Here is a 19,287-nt window from a genome sequence, read left to right on the forward strand (position 1 = left end):
GTTTCAGACAAGCCTAAGATGGTTTCCCCGCGGGGCAGGCCAAATTTCCCGTGACTGTGCGGCTGGTTCAACATGTGCTTCAATCCCGAGCGGTCCTTATTCCGACTATGGCGTAGAAGGCGCGGTATCTTGTTCTTTTGCGACGTAAATACAGTCACGTCTGCGACACGGCGCGTTGGGTGGGCTGGAATACCCGCCCCATATGCCGGTGCGCTCCCGCCTTTGATGCGGGCAGCCGACCGGGGCGGGTTCCATGCTTTTGCCTAACCCAAGGCTATAGCAGATCAAACAACCGCCCCGGAACAGTCCCGTGCCTTGGCAGGTCAAGCGCCCGCATCAGGGCAAACATCATGGCCTGATTGGACGTCACAACAGGTTTATCAAGGGCCGCTTCGATCCGGTCTATGGCCTCGACTGCGCGCATGTCGGTGCAGCTGAGTATGATGGCCTCGGCCTTTGGGTGGTCGGCCTGCATGGCAAGGTCGAAAACCTCGTCCGGGGTCAGCTCGCCCTGCCCGTAATTGCCCAGCTCGCGGCCGATATCGGCGCAATTCACCGTTGTGATCCGGTTCTGCGTCAGAAAATCCATGGCCTGCGTGTTGATCTCGCCCAGATAGGGCGAAGAAAAACCGACCCGAGACACGCCGAGCGCATGGATCGCAGCAACAAGCGCCCCTGCGGCGGTAATACACACGGCCCCCGACGCGGCCCTGATGTCCTGCGCCAGCTGGTGGTCAAAGGACGGGCCATGGGTCAGCGTGGCCGAGGTACAGCCATAGAGCACCACATCGGGCCGAACGCCCGAGATCATCTTGAGGTCGTGGCTGATATCCGAGGCCCCCAGACCCGCCATCTGATCCGATCCGGGGATCTCATCCACGTCATAGCCACCCATTCGCTGAAAATGCACCGTCGTGTCCGGGCAGCGCATCAGCATCATGTCAGCTTCGAGATTGGTGTTGGTAAAGGGCACAAGCACCCCGATTTTGGCCCGTGTCCGGGTTTCAAAGGTCATGACGTAACCTCTTTCAGAACAGTCAGGCAGCGCTCCATCACTGCCGTGTCGCAGATCGTGGCGCGCAGGCAATCCGCGAGGCCATAGCCGCCCATTCCGCGAATGAGCAAACCCGCTTTGCGCAACGCGGCATCCGCTTCTTGCGCCGTCGCGGCATCGGCAAAGCGGATCAGGACAAAATTGGTGTGGCTGCGCGGAACAGATAATCCCAGCGCCCGGCACCCATCGGCAAAGCCATCCCGGATGGCGGCGGTTCTGGCAACCGTGTCGCGCATGTGGGGCTGATCCTGCATCGCTGCCGTTGCCATGGCCTGAGAGAGGGTCGATACGTTGTTGGGGTTGAGCAGCTTTCGCAGCTCAATCGCGACCTCTGACGGGAAAAGACCCCATCCCACGCGTGCGCCCGCCAGACCGTAAGCCTTTGAGAAGGTGCGTATGACCACGGTATCCCCACGTGCAACGAGGGCAAAGATTTCAGCCGGGTCGTGATCGCGATCGGTGAATTCGGCATAGGCCTGATCGACCACCAGCAGCACGTTCCCGGGCAGGGTGTCGCGCAGGCGGATGACCTCGGCATTCGGGATCAGGGTGCCGGTCGGGTTGCCGGGGTTGCAGACAAAGACGATCCGGGTATCAGGCGTGACAGCGGCCAGAATGTCATCGACCGAGACGGTCAGATCGACCTCGCGCGCTTTCACATAGTCTGCCCGCACCTGCGCCGTGGCTGAGGCCACATAGGCATAGCCGTAATCCGTGCCCAATACATGGTCGCCCGGCCCTGAATAGGCGCGGATCAGGCAGCCGATCAACTCCATCGACCCGGCACCGCACAGGATGTTGTCGGCTGGTACCCCGTGCCCCTGAGCGATGGCGGCGCGCAGGTCCGACCAGTCGGGATCGGGATAAAGCGGCATCCGGTGCAATGCCGCCTGCCCCGCCGCAATTGCGGCAGGGCTGACCGGGAAGGCGCTTTCATTCTGGGCCAGAGATACAGTGTCCGACGCGCCCAGATCGGCCAGCGCATAGGCCGCCATGGCACGAATGTGATCAACTGCGCGGATCATGAGGCACCCCCATAGGCTTTAGCCCCTTCTTCCGTGACCAGCCCGCGCCTGAGGTCCAGCGCCAGCGCCTCTGGGTCGCGCGCGGCCGGATCGCCAAAGCCGCCGCCGCCGGGTGTGTCGAAGATCAGGTAGTCGCCACTTTCCACACGTAGCTCACCCTTACCCGGAATGTCTGCGCCGCCATCGCGGAACCGGATACGCCCCGGCGCGCCGGGCAGGCCACCCATGCGGCCCAGAGCCGGAAATTTCAGACGTTCGACCGACAGGAAGACGATGAAGGGGGCATCGTTGGCAGACGTCATCTCGATCCGCTGACCCAATCCTCCCCTGTACTGGCCCGCGCCGCCCGAGTCGGGCAACAATTCTCGTCGCCACATGATCACCGGGGCGACACTTTCGGTTATTTCGACCTGCGAGCCGAACACCCCCGAAGGGTAGGCCGTCGCAGACAGGCCATCCGCGTGGGGCCGCGCCCCGGTGCCGCCATTGTGAACGGGTTCGATGGCAAATTCGCGCCCGCCATTCGCCGCCACTTCGGGAGCGTGGCGCATTGGCAGGTCGAACATGCACGAGGCCCCTTCGGCAGGCACCTGTTCGGGCAACGCCTGATGCAGGCAGCCCAGAACCAGATCCGGTGTGACCTGCCCCAGCGTATGCCGCATGGCCACCGGCACCGGATGCTGGGCGTTCAGGATGCAACCCTTGGGGCCGTCCACCGTGAAAGGTTCCAGCGAGCCTGCGTTGTTCGGGATATCCGGCCCGACGATGCAACGCAGGGCAAAGACCGTATAGGCGGTCGCATAGTTCAAAGGCACGTTGATGCCCTTCTTAGAACACCCGGACGTGCCCGTGAAATCGACATGCATCCCGTCTTTGGTCACGGTGAGCGTCGCGTGCAGCTCCAGCTCGGCCTCATAGCCGTCCATGTGCAGCACGTTTTTGTAAACGCCTTTGGGCACCTCGGCGATGGCCTGTAACGCGCCTTTGCGCGAGGTGTCGATGATATAGGTGCCAAGCCTGTCCAGATCTTCGATCCCGAACTCCTCCATCATCGCAACAAGGCGGTTCACCCCGGCCTCGCAACAGGCGATCAGGGCGTAGATGTCGCCCTCATTGGCCACAGGCTCGCGCGAGTTGGCGCGGATGATATCCATCAGCAGCGCATTGGGCGTTCCGGCCTCGACCAGTTTGCAAGGCGGGATCAGCAGGCCTTCGTCATAGATGTCCGAGCCTTCAGGTCCCATACCCAGACCGCCCAGATCCACCAGATGCGAGGTGCAGGAGGTAAAGCCCACCACCTTGCCGTCCTTGAACGCGGGCATCATCAGCAGGAAGTCGTTCAGATGCCCCGAGGCCAGCCACGGGTCGTTTGTCATGTAGATGTCGCCGGGGCGCATGTCCTGCACCGCGAAACGGGCGCGCAGGTGCAGCACGGCCTCGGCCATGGTGTTGATATGGCCCGGTGTTCCGGTCACGGCCTGCGCCAGCATCCGGCCATTCACGTCGAATATCCCGGCGGAAATGTCACCGCATTCACGCACGATGGGCGAAAAAGCTGCGCGGATCAGGGTCTGGCCCTGTTCTTCGACCACAGCCAGCAGACGGTTCCACATCACTTGCAGGCGGGCGGGGGACAGATCAGCGGTCATCATGCGCCTCCTTTCTGGTCCTGTATCAGGACAAGGTTGCCGATTGCGTCCATCTCGGCCGAGAAATCGGCGGAAACGAGTGTGGTTGTTTGTGGTTCATGGATCAGCGCGGGGCCTGCCACATGGTCACCGGGGCGCATATCGGCGCGGGCGAGAAAGGCGGCCTGTTTTACCGTGCCATCCAGATCACAGGTGATGGGGCGCGTCTGCGTGACCTGAAATGCGGTTTTGCCCGGCGTTTCCAACACCGTAGGCACCGCTTTGTCCGGGGTGGCAACGCGAACGGCCCAGTTGAGAACCTCGATCTTCATCCCCGGCACAGGACGTGAGAATTGTTTGCGGTATTCTTCTTCGAATGCGGCTGTCAGCGGGGCGATATCCGGGCGTGTCAGGGCGCGGTCCGGCAACGTAATCTCGATCTCATGCCCTTGCCCGCTATAGCGCATGAAGGCGGTGCGCAGGGTTTCGGTGGGTGCATCCCCTGCCCCTTGGGCGACGACCTCTTTTGCTTCGGCAATCATCGTATCGAACAGGGCGTTCACCCCGTCCATGTCCATGCTGTCGAGCAGAGAATAGCGCGAGCGGACGATTTCGAAAGATACCGGGGCAAACAGGAACCCAACCGCCGAACCGACACCGGGATTGGGCGGGATCACGATACGCGACACCCCGGCGGACCGGGCGACGCGGGTGGCATGCAGCGGCCCGTTGCCACCAAAGGCAATCATGGTGCGCGGGCCAAGGTCCTTGCCGCTTTCGACCGCATGCATCCGCCCGGCGCTGGCCATGCTTTCGACAACGATGCGGCTGACCCCATCTGCCGCACCTGTTGCATCCAGCCCCAGTTTGTCCCCGATCACACGTCTCAGGGCGGCCTTTGCCTCATCGGGGTCAAGCTGGATATGCCCCTCGGCAAAGGTGTCGGGCACGATATAGCCCAGAGTGATGTCGCTGTCGGTCACGGTCGGATCGACGCCACCGCGCATGAAAGCGACCGGACCGGGCTCCGAGCCTGCCGATTTTGGCCCGACCGTCAGACGCCCGAGACGGTCAACACCCGCGATCGAACCGCCGCCAGCACCGATTTCAATCATCTCGATCACCGGAATGCGCACCGGCATTCCCGACCCCTTGATGAACCGCGCTGCGCGGGCGATTTCGAATGAGCGCGATGTCTGGGGGCGCGCCTTGTCGATCAGGCAGAGCTTGGCAGTTGTGCCACCGACGTCAAAGGACAGGACTTGGTCCAACCCGGCACGCGCGGCGATACGGGCGGCCAGAATGGCCCCACCGGCGGGGCCGGATTCCACCAGACGAATGGGGAAGCGCGTGGCGGTGCCGATCGTGCACATACCGCCGCCTGCCGTCATCATCAGGATCGGACAGGTTACGCCCTCGGCCGTGAACTGATCCACGAACCGGGTCAGATAGTTTTCCATCAGCGGCTGAATATAGGCGTTGGCCACAGTGGTGCAGAGCCGGTCAAACTCACGCGCTTCGGGGCTGACATCGGACGAGATCGAGACGGTCAAACCTGGGCGGTGTCGCGCCAGAAGATCGCGCAAGCGCCGTTCGTGGGTCGGGTTGGCGTAAGAGTGCATCAGGCAGATGGCCACCGCCTCGGCCCCGCTGGCGTCAATCTCGGCCAGCAACCGGTCTACTTTCCCTTCATCCAGTTCAATCAGCACCTTGCCTTCTGCCGACATGCGTTCGCCTATGGTCAACGAGCATTCGCGCGGCACCAGCATGTCCGGCTTTTCAAGGTTGATGTCGTATTGGGAATACCGACGCTCGTACCCGATATCGAGAATATCGCGGAACCCTTCGGTGCAGACCGTGGTCACGACCGCTCCGCGCCGTTCAATCAGCGCGTTGGTTGCCAGAGTTGTTCCGTGAATGAATCCGGTGACATCCTTCAGCGACCGGCCAGTCTGCGCCATGACGCGCCGCGCGCCTTCCAGTGCGCCTTCTGCCGGGTTCTGGTGGGTGGTCAGGGTTTTGGTGGAGGCCAGTATCTTCTCATCACCCGAGACGAGGACCGTGTCGGTAAAAGTGCCGCCAATATCGATGGCGAGGCGCAGAGCGGTTGTCATGAGGTATTCCGTTGTCGTCTGAAAGCAGGCAGGCAGAACGGCCCCGCAGGGCGGTTACCGGCGCGTTGTGACCAGATCACAGCCGGTCGCACGGCGATCAAGGCGGGTGGGAATACACTGACAGGTCATACAGTTTTGTCCCCTACTGCGCCCCGCTTCACTAGCTGGTTTACGACAGATTGGCCCGCAAGCGACACATTTGTCACCGCAGAGGGTTCTGCCCTGAACCTGCCTGGGGTCAGTCTAAGGGTGCTTTAGGTGAACCGTTTCGCCGGTTTGCAGGGCCTGCTGCGCCGCCAATCCCATTCGCACCGCCCACAGACCGTCTTGCACTGTTACATCCGGTTCGGCCTTGTGCCCGCGCACCAGATCCAGAAACCCCCTGTGCTGATAATAGGTCGAGCCGTTGTGGTCACCGGCAGCCAGCAAGCGGGGATCGACAGGGATGTCGTGCGATATTGGCCCCTTGGGGTCCCGCGGGCTGACGATGACCTGCGGCACGGGCGGCGATCCCAGATGGTCGGGCCAGAACCGTCCCGGCCCCGGCACCAGAGCCTCGATCTTGGCGTTGGGCCCGATGGCCGAAATCTCTTCCTGATAGCGGGCGCCTTCGGCGAACATGCACAGCTCGAGCATCGCGCGCGCGCCATTGGCGAAATCGACCAGAACATAGCCATGATCCAGTATATCGGGTGTTTCGCCCCCGTAGGTTTCGTCCAGATGGTTCACCGCCTGCCCGCCGCTTGCGGTGATCCGCACCGGGTCGGATTGCAGGATCAGCCGCATCAGATCGAAGAAGTGGCAGCATTTTTCAACAAAGGTGCCGCCGGTGTTGCGGTTGAACCGGTTCCAGTCGCCGACTTTGCGCAGAAATGGAAAGCGATGTTCCCGGATCGACAGCATCCTGACCCCGCCTGTGTCCCCGATCTTGTCGATCAGGGTCGTGATAGGCGGCATATAACGGTATTCCATCGCGACCCAGATCGGGTGTGGATAGTCGCGCTGAACCTTCTCTAGCCTCGCGGCGTCCTGGGGGTTGGTGAACAGGGGCTTTTCCACCAATAGCGGCAAGGGGCGCGTTTGCGCGATTTCGCAGATTTGATCGACATGCATGTGATTTGGGCTGGCGATGACAAGGCAGTCCAGGTCTTTAAAATCCAACACCTCTTGCACCGAGCGTGCCATAACCGCACCCGGCGCAATCGCCTGCGCGGCTTTTGCCATCCCGGGATCGGGCTCGAATATCGCCGCGACACGCGTGCCGTCCAGCAAGGCGATATTGTGCAGGTGTTCCTGCCCCATCATGCCACATCCGATCAGCCCGTAATTGATGGTCCGGGTCATGCACGTTTCCTTTTACTTCAGACGTTGGACATAGGTGGCCCGGTCCGGGTCGAACCAGGTCTTTGAAAATTCGACAGGTTCGGCCTTGTCCGACCAGCTGAACCGTTCGATATAGCCCACCGTTTCACCGGCGGCTTTGGTGAACACCGCGGGCGTCCAATCGGGCAACTGGCCAATCGATACGCGATCTTCGGCCCGTGATATCCAGAAGCCCAGCTGGTGCTGATAATAGCGATAGAGCGAGTCTGACAGCAGGCTTCGCTTGATCAGGCCGGCTGATTCGTCCAGCCAGATTTCCTCGACCGCGATGATTGTGTCATTCAGATAGCGCATCCGACGTACGCGCGATCCGGTGTCCGAGGTGCCAAAACCCGGCAGATCGGAAGGTTTCTTCAGATGATCGACCGACAGGATATCCGCACACGGCAACCCGCCCCCTTGGGGCAGTTCCAGCCGGAACATCGCGTAGACACTGTTCTGGGTTCCGGTCTCGCGGATGTAATTTCCTGACCCCTGAATACGCTCCAACATGCCTTTTTTCTCAAGCTCGGCGAGCGATTTTCGCAGCGTGCCGACCGACACGTTCAGCTTGGCCGCCATGTCGCGTTCCGGGGGCAGACGCTCACCATCGATCAAACGGCCTGCAGCGATATCGCGGATCAGCAGCTCGGCAATCTGAACATAGATAGGCAGGGCATTGGGGTTTCGGGTGTTGGGGGGCATTTCAGGCGCTTCATTCGGTCGCAGGAAAAATTGTTACACTATTGATCTACATCAATGTGGTTGCTACGCAAGAGGAAAGTAAAAGATGCACGGAGCGTGAATCAAATGACCATCGTCCCCATCACATCCCCTGATCTGGATGCGGCCGAGGTTTCGTGGTTCGCAGCACTTTGTTCCGACGATTATCAGTTTCTGGGTGTGCCCGATGGTGATCTGCGCTCCAGCTGGGAGCATTGCTCGGCCATCGTGAAAGAGGCCGAGGCACAGGGGTTCCGCAACATCCTGTGCCCGTCATCGTATCAGGTTGGGCAGGACACGCTGAGCTTTGTCGCCGGTTGTGCGCCGATCACGCAAAAGATCAACCTGTTGGCTGCCGTGCGCTGCGGCGAGATGCAGCCGATCATGCTGGCCCGCACGATCGCAACGCTGGATCACATGCTGAAGGGGCGGCTGACCGTCAACATCATTTCATCCGATTTTCCCGGCGAAAAGGTCGACAGTGCCTATCGCTATCAACGCTCGCGCGAAGTGGTCGAGATCCTGAAACAGGCCTGGACGCAGGAGGAGATCAATCACGCGGGCGAGGTCTACAACTTTACAGGTCTGACAACCGACCCGGCGCGGCCCTATCAGACTGGCGGGCCGCTGCTGTATTTCGGCGGTTATTCGCCCGCGGCGCTGGAGCTGTGCGGCGAGCATTGCGATGTGTACCTGATGTGGCCGGAAACCAAGGATCAACTGGCCGAGCGGATGAAAGCTGTTCATGCAGTGGCCGAAAACTATGACCGTACGCTCGACTATGGCCTGCGGGTTCACATGATCGTTCGCGATACCGAAGCCGAGGCGCAGGAATACGCGGATTACATCGTCTCGAAACTGGATGACGACTATGGCCGCGCGATCCGCGAGCGGGCGTTAGATGCGACCTCGCTGGGGGTGGCGCATCAGACCAGGAACCGTGATCTGGCGGATGAATATGGCTATGTGGAACCCGGTTTGTGGACCGGCGTCGGCCGCGCCCGCTCGGGCTGTGGTGCGGCACTGGTTGGATCAACCGATCAGGTCATGTCAAAGATCGAAGATTACCGGAAGATGGGCATTCGCGCGTTCATCTTCTCAGGCTATCCGCACATGGATGAGGCCAAGCATTTCGGTGCTCGTGTGATGCCGCATCTGAAAACCTGCTCGCTTCCCGAAGCCTACGGGCGTGTGCCCAAGACACCCCCGGCCACACCGCTGGGCAACGGAGTGCGCCGCTGATGCAACGCGTGAAACTATCCCCGACGCTGGAAATGAGCCGCCTTGTCTATGGCATGTGGCGGCTGGGTGACGATAGCGACACCTCGGCAGGGCATGTCGAGGCCAAAATTCAGGCCTGTCTTGATCAGGGCATCACCACCTTCGATCAGGCCGATATTTATGGTGGTTACGCGGCCGAAGCCGTTCTGGGCAACGCCTTGCGCGCCAACCCCGGCCTGCGCCAGAAGATGGAGATCGTCACCAAATGTGATATCGTCGCGCCCGTGGGGCGGCATTCAGATGCGAAGGTCAAATACTATGACACCTCGCGCGCGCATATCCTGAAGTCCATCGACATGTCGCTGTCGGAAATGGCCATCGACCACATCGATCTGCTGCTGATCCATCGCCCTGATCCGTTCATGGATCACCACGAAACCGGGGCTGTGCTGGATGAGGCAGTCGCCAGCGGCAAGGTGGGCGCGGTTGGTGTTTCGAACTTCCGTCCGTGGGACTGGACCCTGCTGCAATCGGCGATGAAAACCCGGCTGGTCACCAACCAGATCGAGATCTCACTGGGCGAGATCGCCCCTTTTACCAATGGTGATCTGGCGTTTCACCAGCAGCATGGGCACCACCTTATGGCGTGGTCGCCGCTGGGGGGTGGGCTGCTGATGGCCGGAAACCCGCCCGTCGGGGTTGTTGCTGATGAAATCGCGGAGGAGTTCGGTGTAGACCGGGCCGCTGTGGCCGTCGCCTTCCTGCTGGCTCATCCGGCGGGCATTCTGCCGGTTCTGGGCACCAACAACCTGAACCGTATCAAACGCATCTCGGACGCGCTGAAAGTCACAATTGATCGCGAAACCTGGTTCCGCCTGTACGAGGCGGCGCTGGGGCATGAGGTAGCATGATGAACGCAATCTCAAGAAACATGACCCACACCTTTGTGCCACATAAGGACGACACCCGGACCCTGCGGGATGCTTTTGGTCGGTTTGCAACCGGCGTTACCATCGTGACATGCGACAGCGGTGATGGCCCGATCTGCATCACAGCCAACAGCTTTTCGTCGCTGTCGCTGGACCCGCCACTGATCATGTGGGCCGGCGACCGCAACTCGCGCCGGTTCCCCTATTTTCGCGCGGCACCGCATTTCACGGTGCATGTGTTATCGTCTGCGCAGGCTGAGCTGTGTTTTGGCTGCTCGAAAGATGCCCATGCCCTGCGCGACATCCGGCACGAGCGCTGTGCAAACGGCACCCCGCTGCTGTCGGATTGTCTGGCACGGTTTGAATGCGAACAACATGCCTATCACGACGCGGGCGATCACGTGATCGTGGTGGGCAAAGTCCTGAAGGCCAGCATGAGCGACGGCGACGCGCTGACGTTCTATGCCGGGAAAATGGGCCAATTCGCGCAGCACTAAGCGCGATCTGACGACCGCGGGACACACCCGCGGCTGAACAAGGGAGGATCCGCATGGGCGGACTGGCATCGGTGCTTGCGCCGATTGCATTTGTAAACGAAACCGTGCTGCGTCTGGGCCGCGCGGTTGGCGTTGTTGCGATTGCATTCATGGTCATCGCAATCCTGATTCAGGTGTTCTTCCGATACGTTCTGGGCAACGCCCTGCCTTGGCCGGATGAGGCCGCGCGGTTCTGCATGTTGTGGATGACCGGGTTGATGGCACCGACGGCCTTTCGGCGCGGCGGTTTTGTAGCTATCGACATGCTGCAACGGTTTCTGCCGCGTATGCTCGGCCTGTCGCTCAATCTGTTCCTCCTGCTGATCTCGCTGGCCGTGCTTTTGGTTGCGGTCAATATCGGCTGGTCCGAGGTCACGGGCTTTGGCGGCAGGTTCGCCACCGCCGCCCTGTACCTGCCGACATCGCTTGGGTTTGACGAGTGGTATCGCATTCCGCGCAGCTGGATGATGGCTTCGCTGCTGGTGGGCATCATTCTGCTGATCTCGGTCAATATCGAGCTTATCCTGCGTTCCGTGGTCACCTTGCTTGGCGGCGCGCATCTTTTGCCGGACATTCCCGACGCAGCGATGGGGGCCGAATAGATGCTGATCTGGTTCCTGCCTACGTTCCTGATTTTCCTGCTGATTGGCCTGCCGGTCTTTTTCGCGCTTCTGGCGGCGCCCGGCATCCTGCTGTGGCTGAACGGACAGACGAATGACATCACCCTGCTTTATCGCAATGTCTACAACGGCATGGACAGCTTTCCGCTGATGGCCATCCCGTTCTTCATGCTGGCCGGGGAAATGATGAACCGTGGCGGCATAACCATCCGCCTTGTCGAATTCAGCCAGGCCCTGATGGGCCATCTGCGCGGCGGGCTGGCGCATGTAAATGTGCTGAGCTCGATCCTGTTCGCGGGCCTTTCGGGATCTGCGGTGGCTGACACGTCCGCCCTGGGGTCGATGCTGATCCCGGCGATGGAAAAACAGGGCTACACCCGAAAATTCGCCGCCGCCATCACAGCCGCAAGTTCGGTGATCGGGCCGATCATCCCGCCCTCGGGCATTATGATCATCTATGCCTATGTCATGGGTGAAAGCGTGGCCGCCTTGTTCCTTGCGGGGATCGTGCCCGGAATCATGGTGGGTGTCGGCCTGATGGTGATGATCAAGTTCATGGCCGACAAGTACGATTTTCCCGTCGCCAGCCGGAAATACACATGGGATGAGCGGCGCAAAGCCAGCCTCAAGGCGTTCTTCCCGCTGATGACGCCTGTGATCATTCTGGGCGGCATTCTGGGGGGCATCTTTACTCCGACCGAGGCCGCCGCTGTTGCTGTGGGCTACGCCTTTATCATCGGATTTTTCGTTCTGCGTACACTGACCCTGAGGGAAATTCCGGATGTTCTGAGCAATGCAGGTATGACGTCGGCTGTGGTGCTGCTGCTGGTTGGCGCAGCAATGGCGTTCAAGACCGTCGTCAGCCTGAGCCACGCCCCGGAACAATTGGCCTCGTTGATCCTCAGCCTGTCGGAAAATCCACTGATCCTGTTGTTCCTGATTAACCTGTTGTTGTTCATCGTTGGCATGTTTCTGGATGCAGGCCCTGCGATCATCATCCTTGGGCCCATCCTTGGCCCGATTTTCACCAGTCTCGGTGTAGACCCGATCCATTTCGCCATCATCATGAGCGTCAATCTGACCGTCGGCCTTGCCACGCCCCCCATGGGGCTGGTGCTGTTCGTGGCCGCCGCCGTGTCGCGGGAGCGGGTCGAAACAATCGCCAAGGCGATCCTGCCATTCCTGGCTGTCGAAATCATCGTGATCTTTCTGATCACCTACATCCCCGCACTATCCATGACGATCCCGAGGATAACGGGATTTGCAAACTGACTGAGTATCACAGGGAGGAAACGCATGCTCGGAAACTTCATAAAAACAGCGGCGATTGCCACATCGCTTGTGGCCGCGTCTGTGGTCGCGGCGACGGCCGCTGACTATACGCTGCGCGCCACAGCCAATTCGAACGAAAATGACGAGGATTACGACGGTCTGATCGTTTTCAAGAACTATGTCGAGGCGGCGTCGAACGGCGCCATCGAGGTTGAGCTGTTCATCGGCACCCAGCTGTGTTCGAACGGTGCAGAATGCCTGCAAGGCGTGGCGGATGGCACCATCGATATCTATATCTCTACCTCGGGCGGGGCCTCGGGCATCTTCCCCTATGTGCAGGTTCTGGACCTGCCCTATCTGATGGCCGATGACCGGATCGCCGAGCATGTTCTGTCGGGCGATTTCACCCGCACCATGCGCGACATGGCGCTTGAGGATTCCGGTGGCGCGATCCGCCTGATGACCATCGGCAACACCGGCGGCTGGCGCAACTTCGCCAATACAAAACGCCGGGTGGCCGAGCCTGCCGACATGGAAGGTCTGAAAATCCGTACCGTCGTCGCCGACCTGCCACAGGAACTGGTCAAGGCACTAGGCGCGTCACCTACACCGATCCCGTGGCCGGAACTTTTCACCAGCTTCCAGACCGGCGTCGTCGAGGGGTCCAAGAACGGCATCACCGACATCATGGGCATGAAGTTCCCGGATGCCGGCCTGCAATATGTCACGCTGGACGGGCACGCCTATATGGGTGCGCTGTGGTGGATGAACAACGCCAAGTTCCAGGCGATGCCGGAAGATATGCGCCGGGTCGTTGTCGATGGGTTCTACGCCCTGCAACAGGCCACCTTTGCCTCGCCCAAGCGCAAGTCGATCCAGGCATATGAGGACTTCGTCGCAGGTGGCGGCGACCTTTATGTCCCGACGCCCGAGCAGAAGGCAGCGTTCAAAGCTGCGGCTTCACCTGTCTATGACTGGTTCCAGACCAATGTTGCCCGTGGTGATGAAATCTTTGCCGCGCTGACCGAAGCGGTCGCGGCGGCTGAGGCGGACGTGAACGCCTCGCGCAATGCGGACCTGAACTAAACGGATGGGTCGGGCCTTGTGGCCCGGCCCTTATCGAAACGGGTACATCCACCCTTTGTAGTCGTTGACCAGAACATGCGCCTTCTCGATCTGCTCCGGCGACATTTTCTTGATCACTTCCTCAAGGCTGATCGCCGCATCGGGATCGCCGCCAATGGCGCTGAGCGTGTACCACATGTATGCCCGCACCAAATCGGGCGCGGGCATTCCCAGACCCAGTTCATAGTACCAGCCGACCCCCGACTGCGCCCCCGGATGCCCCTTCATCGAGGCACGCAGATACCATTCAAACGCCCTTTCATGGTCCTGCTCGACCCCAAGACCCAGCCCGTACATCACACCAATCAGTTCCTCGGCCTCGGCATTGCCCGACCGGGCGGCGGGCAGCAGTTCCGCGCGCGCGGCTTCAAACTCTCCGGCCTCCATCATGTCACGGGCCTGTTCCAGCTCAGCCAGAGCCGGGGTCGCAAGAAAACAAAGGGTAAAGAGAAACTGGCGCATTGGGCGATTGTCCTCGTTTGGGCGGGGGCCGCGGTGGCGCAGGACCTGCCGCGCCCGCTGACAGATGATGACTTTATCCCATTTGATATGGAACAGGCCGCTATCGGTCATCAACTGTTTTACGATCCGATCCTGTCAGGCAATCTGAACATTTCATGCGCCCATTGCCATCACCCCGATTTCGGCACCTCTGACGGGTTGTCCCTGGGGATCGGCGAAGGCGGACAGGGTCTTGGCCCGGAGCGCACGCCGGGCACCGGGGCGGACAGGATCCGCAAACGCATTCCCCGAAATGCGCCGGGGTTGTGGAACCTCGGGGCCAAGGACATCCATACCGTTTTCCACGATGGCCGCCTGAGCATCTCGGACCTCTATGGCAACGGGTTCAATTCGCCAGCACAGGAATGGCTGCCCGGCGGATTGAACTCGCTTCTGGCGGCGCAGGCTTTATTCCCGCTGACCGCGCAATTCGAGATGGCCGGTAATGTCGCTGAAAATCAGGTGACCGGCGCGGTTCACGACAGGATTGACAAGGGCTGGCCGATCCTTGCCAAACGCGTGCGGACCGATCCGCGCTATGGCCCTGCCATAGTCGCGGCTTTTGACGATATCGAGACCACCGAAGAAATCACAATCACCCAGATCGCCAACGCGCTGGCGGCCTTCATGGCCATTGAATGGCGCAGCACCGACAGCCCGTTCGACCAGTACTTGGCCGGGGACATGGATGCGCTGTCAGACGTCCAGAAAGACGGGGTGAACCTGTTTTATGGCAAAGCGCGATGTGCGACATGCCATGCGGGTCCGTTGATGTCGGACCAAAAGTTTCACGCGCTGGGTTTGCCGCCATTCGGGCCGGGTCGGACCCGGCAATGGGATCCATATGCGCGGGACGTTGGGCGGATGGCGGAAAGCAACCGTGTGGAAGACGCCTATCGCTTTCGCACGCCGATGCTGCGCAATGTCGCCCTGACTGCGCCTTATGGACATAACGGCGCTTTTGCGGATCTCGAAAGCATGATCCGTCACCATCTTGACCCACAGACCAGCCTTGCCAAATGGAAACCCGACATGGCTGCGTTGCCCAAGGTCCCCTGGTTGCAAGAGGTGGATTTCGTGGTGTGGGACGACCGGTTCGAGATGGAACGCCAGCGCAGCAGGATCGACATTGTGCCAGTGACGCTGTCGGATGTGGAAATCGCCGCCCTGGTCGCATTTCTGCATTCCTTGACGGGCACCGGCGTTGGCTCTCCTCCTTTCGGGGTGCCGGCCGATTTCAACCCCTGATGGCGGTCACGCCATAATGACAATTATTCCGGCATAATGTCGGATAAGTCGATCACTTCGTCAAATTGCGGCCTATGAAATGTCTGGCCAGCCTTGCACCATAATATCAGGAACAGAAATTTACGGAGACGTTGATGTCCTGGAATATTTGCGTAATCGGGGCTGGCAAGATCGGTCAGATGATCGCGACGCTGCTGAGGGCCTCGCCAAACTATACAGTGACTGTGGCCGACCATGACCTGAAAGCATTGGGTGAAATCACAAGGCTTGGTATTGGCACGAAGCAGATTGATGCCCGGGATGCGGACAGTCTGGCAAAGGAACTGACCGGGTTTAACGCCGTGGTTTCAGCGGCACCGTTCTTTCTTACCCCAAACATTGCCAAGGCCGCCAAAGAGGCGGGCGCGCATTATTTTGACCTAACCGAAGACGTCGCGGCCACCGAGGCCGTACGCCAGCTGGCCGAAGGCAGTGAGACGGCTTTCATGCCGCAATGTGGTCTGGCACCTGGTTTTGTGGGTATCTCCGGAGCCGCGCTTGCCGCAGAGTTTGATGAACTGGACAGCCTGCATATGCGGGTGGGCGCGCTGCCGCTTTATCCGACCAATGCACTGAAGTACAATCTGACCTGGTCGACCGATGGGTTAATCAACGAGTACTGCAATCCCTGCGACGCCATTGTGAACGGCAAACTGGTCAAGACCGCGCCGCTGGAAGATTACGAGATTCTGGGTCACGATGGCGTGGAATACGAATGCTTCAACACCTCGGGCGGGTTGGGCACGCTGCCGGAAACACTGGAAGGCAAGGCGCGGGCCGTGTCTTATCGCACGATCCGGTATCCCGGCCATTGTGAAATCCTGAAACTGTTGCTGCACGATCTGGGACTGGAACGCCGCCGCGATCTGCTGAAAGAGATCTTCGAGACCGCCCTGCCCCGCACCGATCAGGACGTTGTGCTGGTCTATTGCACGGCCAAGGGCATGATCAACGGCGTTCTGCGCGAGAAATCTCTGATCAACAAGAGCTTTTCCCGCACCATCAACGGACAGGTCTGGAGTGCCATTCAGGTCACCACAGCTGCGGGTATTCTGGGCGTCGTTGACCTGATGCGCACCGGCACGCTGCCTTCGAAAGGGTTCGTCCGGCAGGAACAGGTCAAACTGAACGACTTCCTGAATACAGAATTTGGCCAGCTGTATCGTGCTGGTGACGTGACCCGGCAAAACAAGGCGGCCTGAGATATGAAAGACATCGTAATGACAGCCCAAACCACGCTTGCAAATCTGGATCTGACAGACGCCGCATTGAAGGGCGGCACTCTGAAGGTGACGTCGCCGATTGACGGCTGCCTGCTGGCCGATGTGCATGAAACGCCGGCCACCGAAATGGACGCGATCATTGCCCGCGCCAAAAACGCGTTCAAGGCGTGGCGCGTTGTGCCGGCCCCGCGTCGGGGCGAGCTGATCCGCCTGCTGGGCGAAGAGCTGCGTGCGGCCAAGGACGATCTGGGCGCGCTTGTCAGCTGGGAGGCCGGCAAGATCACATCCGAAGGTCTGGGCGAAGTGCAGGAGATGATCGACATCTGCGACTTTGCCGTTGGTCTGTCGCGTCAGCTTTATGGTCTGACCATCGCGTCGGAACGCCCAGGTCATCGGATGATGGAAACCTGGCATCCGGCGGGCCCGGTCGGAGTGATCTCGGCCTTCAATTTCCCAGTTGCGGTCTGGTCGTGGAATGCCGCTTTGGCACTGGTCTGTGGCGATCCGGTGATCTGGAAACCGTCCGAGAAGACCCCGCTGACAGCGATGGCCTGCCAGAAGATCTTTGAACGCGCGCTGGTGCGGTTTGGCGATGCCCCCGAAGGGTTGCTTCAGGTCCTGATCGGTGGCGCGGAGTTGGGCGAGGCGCTGGTGGCCAGCGAAGATGTTCCGATCATCTCGGCCACAGGGTCCACACGAATGGGCCGTGCGGTTGCGCCCATTGTTGCGGCACGCTTTGGCAAGTGCATTCTGGAGCTGGGTGGCAACAACGCGATGATCGTCGGCCCTTCGGCGGATCTGGAAATGGCCGTGCGCGCCATTGTCTTCTCGGCCGTTGGGACCGCCGGTCAGCGTTGCACCACGCTGCGCCGTCTGATCGTGCACAACTCGATCCGTGAGGAACTGGTGGGCCGCCTGAAAAAGGCTTATGCCGGTCTGGCCATCGGCAATCCGCTGTCTGAGGGCACGTTGATCGGGCCACTGGTGGATGAGGCATCGGGTGCCGCCATGACATCCGCACTGGAGGCGGCAAGGGCCGAAGGCGGCACCGTGTTTGGCGGCGAACGTGTAACCGAAGGGCTTCCTGCGGGTGTCTATATGCAGCCCGCAATTGTCGAAATGCCCGGCCAAAGCGCGGTCGTGAAAACCGAAACTTTCGCGCCAATCCTTTATGTTATGGGCTACGACGACTTTGACGATGCGATCCAGCTTCAAAACGATGTGCCGCAAGGGCTGTCATCCTGTGTGTTCACGCTGAACATGCGCGAGGCCGAGCAGTTTCTGACTGCGGCGGGGTCGGATTGCGGTATTGCCAACGTCAACATAGGCCCCTCGGGCGCCGAGATCGGTGGCGCATTCGGTGGCGAAAAGGAAACCGGTGGCGGACGCGAAAGCGGCTCGGACGCGTGGAAAGCCTATATGCGCCGCCAGACCAACACCGTGAACTACTCGGCAGAGCTCCCGCTGGCGCAGGGTGTCAAATTCGACATCTGAACCAGCGCGCAAACTGACGGGCAATCTGATCCCCCCGGAGCTTTGATGTTTCGGGGAGATCGCTTTTGTCGTGCAGGGTTTGGCACTGGCAGGCTGAAGCAGGCACAAAACCGGTGGTTCTTGACGAAATCCCTGCCGTGCGGCATGTGATGTCGCTGGGGGGGGGAACGGCATGTCCGATAGGGTCAGATGGCCCGACACGGCATGTATGAACAGGTTAAGCGTCCGAGTGGCCCCGATGGCTGGCTGCTTTTATACCGGAAGGTAAGTAAGATATGTGCCCTGCACCCGTTGATGCAGAGACCCCGCGCGGGTTCATCATCCCGATCGGCGGCGGCGAAGACCGCGTCAAGGAAATGCAGATTCACCGCAAGTTCGTTGAGCTGTCTGGTGGTCCTGATGCCGATATTGTCGTGATCCCGACGGCCTCGATGTTGGAAGAGACCGGACCGGATTACAATCGCATCTTTTCCGAGCTGGGCGCGGGCAAGGTCGAATTTCTGCCCATCTCGCGGCGTGCTGATTGCGACAATCCCGATTATGCCGAGATGCTGGACCGCGCTACAGGGATATTCATGACCGGTGGCAACCAGCTGCGGCTGTCGGCGATTCTGGGTGGCACGCTTGTGGCGCAGAAAATACGCCGCCGGAATGCGGCCGGTGTGCCGGTTGCCGGCACTTCAGCCGGGGCGTCGATCATGTCCGAACATATGGTGGCCGGGGGCAGCAGCAACTCGGCCCCGGCTGAGGGCAATATCACGCTGGCTCCGGGCATGGGTTTGACCAACGCCGTCATCATCGACCAGCACTTCACACAGCGCAATCGGCTGGGACGTTTGCTAACCGCTTCATCTTTCAACCCTTTTTTGATCGGACTGGGTATCGACGAAGACACGGCAGCCTTCATCGGACCCGATAATGTCCTTGAAGTCGTGGGCAGCGGATCGGTTACCGTCGTGGACGCCAGTCATCTGACCCATTCATCGATGTGGGACGCGCGCCGCGGTGAAGCACTGAGCCTGCTTGGACTTCGGCTTGACGTTCTGGGCGAAGGGTGCCGTTATGATCTGACGGCTCGCCAGGCTTTTCCGCCGGATGAGCATTTGGCGTTCTGCACATTGCCGGACATGTCCGGTCAAGAGGCCGCCAGCGGGGGGATAACAAAAAGCTAAC

At 60.3% G+C, this 19,287-nt stretch carries 17 protein-coding genes; 10 read left to right on the forward strand and 7 right to left on the reverse strand.

Annotation, left to right across the window (positions count from 1 at the left end; translation table 11 throughout):
* Nucleotides 1-274: 274 nt before the first annotated feature.
* The 6 genes from ACR0M3_RS18225 to ACR0M3_RS18250 all read right to left on the reverse strand — a co-directional run bounded on the left by ACR0M3_RS18225 (nt 275) and on the right by ACR0M3_RS18250 (nt 7,888).
* On the reverse strand, nt 275-1,015 hold the full coding sequence (locus tag ACR0M3_RS18225) for a maleate cis-trans isomerase family protein (protein ID WP_480912011.1): 741 nt from the start codon (nt 1,013-1,015) through the stop codon (nt 275-277).
* The gene (locus ACR0M3_RS18230) at nt 1,012-2,079 is read right to left on the reverse strand and encodes a pyridoxal phosphate-dependent aminotransferase (protein ID WP_480539934.1); all 1,068 of its coding nucleotides are present in this window, start codon (nt 2,077-2,079) and stop codon (nt 1,012-1,014) included. The genes ACR0M3_RS18225 and ACR0M3_RS18230 overlap by 4 nt, the downstream gene beginning before the upstream one ends.
* The gene (locus ACR0M3_RS18235; RefSeq protein ID WP_480484801.1) at nt 2,076-3,728 is read right to left on the reverse strand and encodes a hydantoinase B/oxoprolinase family protein; all 1,653 of its coding nucleotides are present in this window, start codon (nt 3,726-3,728) and stop codon (nt 2,076-2,078) included. The genes ACR0M3_RS18230 and ACR0M3_RS18235 overlap by 4 nt, the downstream gene beginning before the upstream one ends.
* Entirely contained in the window at nt 3,728-5,821 is a 2,094-nt protein-coding gene (locus ACR0M3_RS18240) for a hydantoinase/oxoprolinase family protein (RefSeq protein WP_480912014.1), read from the reverse strand. Before ACR0M3_RS18240 ends, ACR0M3_RS18235 begins: the two co-directional genes overlap by 1 nt.
* Before the next feature lie 243 nt (nt 5,822-6,064).
* Nucleotides 6,065-7,165, reverse strand: coding sequence for a Gfo/Idh/MocA family protein (locus ACR0M3_RS18245; protein WP_480912016.1), 1,101 nt, complete (start codon nt 7,163-7,165; stop codon nt 6,065-6,067).
* 12 nt (nt 7,166-7,177) lie between these two features.
* Nucleotides 7,178-7,888, reverse strand: a complete 711-nt coding sequence (locus ACR0M3_RS18250; RefSeq protein WP_480912019.1) for a GntR family transcriptional regulator — start codon at nt 7,886-7,888, stop codon at nt 7,178-7,180.
* Between the two features lie 105 nt (nt 7,889-7,993).
* Between ACR0M3_RS18250 and ACR0M3_RS18255 the strand changes: the two genes are divergently transcribed.
* The 6 genes from ACR0M3_RS18255 to ACR0M3_RS18280 are packed head-to-tail and all read left to right on the forward strand — an operon-like array spanning nt 7,994 to nt 13,570.
* Nucleotides 7,994-9,148, forward strand: coding sequence for an LLM class flavin-dependent oxidoreductase (locus ACR0M3_RS18255; protein ID WP_480912022.1), 1,155 nt, complete (start codon nt 7,994-7,996; stop codon nt 9,146-9,148).
* A complete protein-coding gene (locus ACR0M3_RS18260) occupies nt 9,148-10,038 on the forward strand; it encodes an aldo/keto reductase (protein WP_480912025.1) in 891 nt (296 codons plus the stop codon). The genes ACR0M3_RS18255 and ACR0M3_RS18260 overlap by 1 nt, the downstream gene beginning before the upstream one ends.
* A complete protein-coding gene (locus ACR0M3_RS18265) occupies nt 10,038-10,553 on the forward strand; it encodes a flavin reductase family protein (RefSeq protein WP_480484813.1) in 516 nt (171 codons plus the stop codon). The genes ACR0M3_RS18260 and ACR0M3_RS18265 overlap by 1 nt, the downstream gene beginning before the upstream one ends.
* A gap of 53 nt (nt 10,554-10,606) precedes the next feature.
* Nucleotides 10,607-11,194, forward strand: coding sequence for a TRAP transporter small permease (locus tag ACR0M3_RS18270; protein ID WP_480484795.1), 588 nt, complete (start codon nt 10,607-10,609; stop codon nt 11,192-11,194).
* Nucleotides 11,195-12,484 carry a TRAP transporter large permease gene (locus ACR0M3_RS18275; protein WP_209599366.1) on the forward strand — a complete coding sequence of 430 codons (1,290 nt, stop codon included), beginning with the start codon at nt 11,195-11,197 and terminating at the stop codon, nt 12,482-12,484.
* Between the two features lie 24 nt (nt 12,485-12,508).
* Nucleotides 12,509-13,570, forward strand: a complete 1,062-nt coding sequence (locus ACR0M3_RS18280; protein WP_480912028.1) for a TRAP transporter substrate-binding protein — start codon at nt 12,509-12,511, stop codon at nt 13,568-13,570.
* A 30-nt stretch (nt 13,571-13,600) separates the two neighbouring features.
* Here the strand turns inward: ACR0M3_RS18280 and ACR0M3_RS18285 are convergent, their stop codons facing one another.
* A complete protein-coding gene (locus ACR0M3_RS18285) occupies nt 13,601-14,071 on the reverse strand; it encodes a tetratricopeptide repeat protein (protein WP_267365609.1) in 471 nt (156 codons plus the stop codon).
* A 33-nt stretch (nt 14,072-14,104) separates the two neighbouring features.
* Here ACR0M3_RS18285 and ACR0M3_RS18290 point away from each other — a divergent pair, with 33 nt between their 5' ends.
* From ACR0M3_RS18290 to ACR0M3_RS18305, 4 genes are all read left to right on the forward strand, one after another.
* Nucleotides 14,105-15,358, forward strand: a complete 1,254-nt coding sequence (locus tag ACR0M3_RS18290) for a cytochrome-c peroxidase (RefSeq protein ID WP_480912030.1) — start codon at nt 14,105-14,107, stop codon at nt 15,356-15,358.
* Nucleotides 15,359-15,492: 134 nt separating this feature from the next.
* Complete coding sequence (locus ACR0M3_RS18295) at nt 15,493-16,599, forward strand: saccharopine dehydrogenase family protein (protein ID WP_480547540.1); 1,107 nt, start codon at nt 15,493-15,495, stop codon at nt 16,597-16,599.
* A gap of 3 nt (nt 16,600-16,602) precedes the next feature.
* Complete coding sequence (gene amaB / locus ACR0M3_RS18300) at nt 16,603-18,114, forward strand: L-piperidine-6-carboxylate dehydrogenase (protein ID WP_480871486.1); 1,512 nt, start codon at nt 16,603-16,605, stop codon at nt 18,112-18,114.
* A 275-nt stretch (nt 18,115-18,389) separates the two neighbouring features.
* Nucleotides 18,390-19,286, forward strand: coding sequence for a cyanophycinase (locus ACR0M3_RS18305; RefSeq protein ID WP_480833416.1), 897 nt, complete (start codon nt 18,390-18,392; stop codon nt 19,284-19,286).
* The last annotated feature ends 1 nt before the right edge of the window (nt 19,287 follow it).

The sequence above is a fragment of the Ruegeria sp. O5 genome (genome assembly GCF_056535105.1).

Excerpts from the sequence above, each read along its gene's own strand:
- ACR0M3_RS18265 (WP_480484813.1), top strand. The coding sequence starts at position 10,038 with ATGAACGCAATCTCAAGAAACATGACCCACACCTTTGTGCCACATAAG.
- ACR0M3_RS18280 (WP_480912028.1), top strand. The coding sequence starts at position 12,509 with ATGCTCGGAAACTTCATAAAAACAGCGGCGATTGCCACATCGCTTGTG.
- ACR0M3_RS18285 (WP_267365609.1), bottom strand. The coding sequence starts at position 14,071 with ATGCGCCAGTTTCTCTTTACCCTTTGTTTTCTTGCGACCCCGGCTCTG.
- ACR0M3_RS18250 (WP_480912019.1), bottom strand. The coding sequence starts at position 7,888 with ATGCCCCCCAACACCCGAAACCCCAATGCCCTGCCTATCTATGTTCAG.
- ACR0M3_RS18245 (WP_480912016.1), bottom strand. The coding sequence starts at position 7,165 with ATGACCCGGACCATCAATTACGGGCTGATCGGATGTGGCATGATGGGG.
- ACR0M3_RS18305 (WP_480833416.1), top strand. The coding sequence starts at position 18,390 with ATGTGCCCTGCACCCGTTGATGCAGAGACCCCGCGCGGGTTCATCATC.
- ACR0M3_RS18270 (WP_480484795.1), top strand. The coding sequence starts at position 10,607 with ATGGGCGGACTGGCATCGGTGCTTGCGCCGATTGCATTTGTAAACGAA.
- ACR0M3_RS18260 (WP_480912025.1), top strand. The coding sequence starts at position 9,148 with ATGCAACGCGTGAAACTATCCCCGACGCTGGAAATGAGCCGCCTTGTC.
- ACR0M3_RS18275 (WP_209599366.1), top strand. The coding sequence starts at position 11,195 with ATGCTGATCTGGTTCCTGCCTACGTTCCTGATTTTCCTGCTGATTGGC.
- amaB (WP_480871486.1), top strand. The coding sequence starts at position 16,603 with ATGAAAGACATCGTAATGACAGCCCAAACCACGCTTGCAAATCTGGAT.
- ACR0M3_RS18235 (WP_480484801.1), bottom strand. The coding sequence starts at position 3,728 with ATGACCGCTGATCTGTCCCCCGCCCGCCTGCAAGTGATGTGGAACCGT.
- ACR0M3_RS18295 (WP_480547540.1), top strand. The coding sequence starts at position 15,493 with ATGTCCTGGAATATTTGCGTAATCGGGGCTGGCAAGATCGGTCAGATG.
- ACR0M3_RS18255 (WP_480912022.1), top strand. The coding sequence starts at position 7,994 with ATGACCATCGTCCCCATCACATCCCCTGATCTGGATGCGGCCGAGGTT.
- ACR0M3_RS18230 (WP_480539934.1), bottom strand. The coding sequence starts at position 2,079 with ATGATCCGCGCAGTTGATCACATTCGTGCCATGGCGGCCTATGCGCTG.
- ACR0M3_RS18240 (WP_480912014.1), bottom strand. The coding sequence starts at position 5,821 with ATGACAACCGCTCTGCGCCTCGCCATCGATATTGGCGGCACTTTTACC.
- ACR0M3_RS18225 (WP_480912011.1), bottom strand. The coding sequence starts at position 1,015 with ATGACCTTTGAAACCCGGACACGGGCCAAAATCGGGGTGCTTGTGCCC.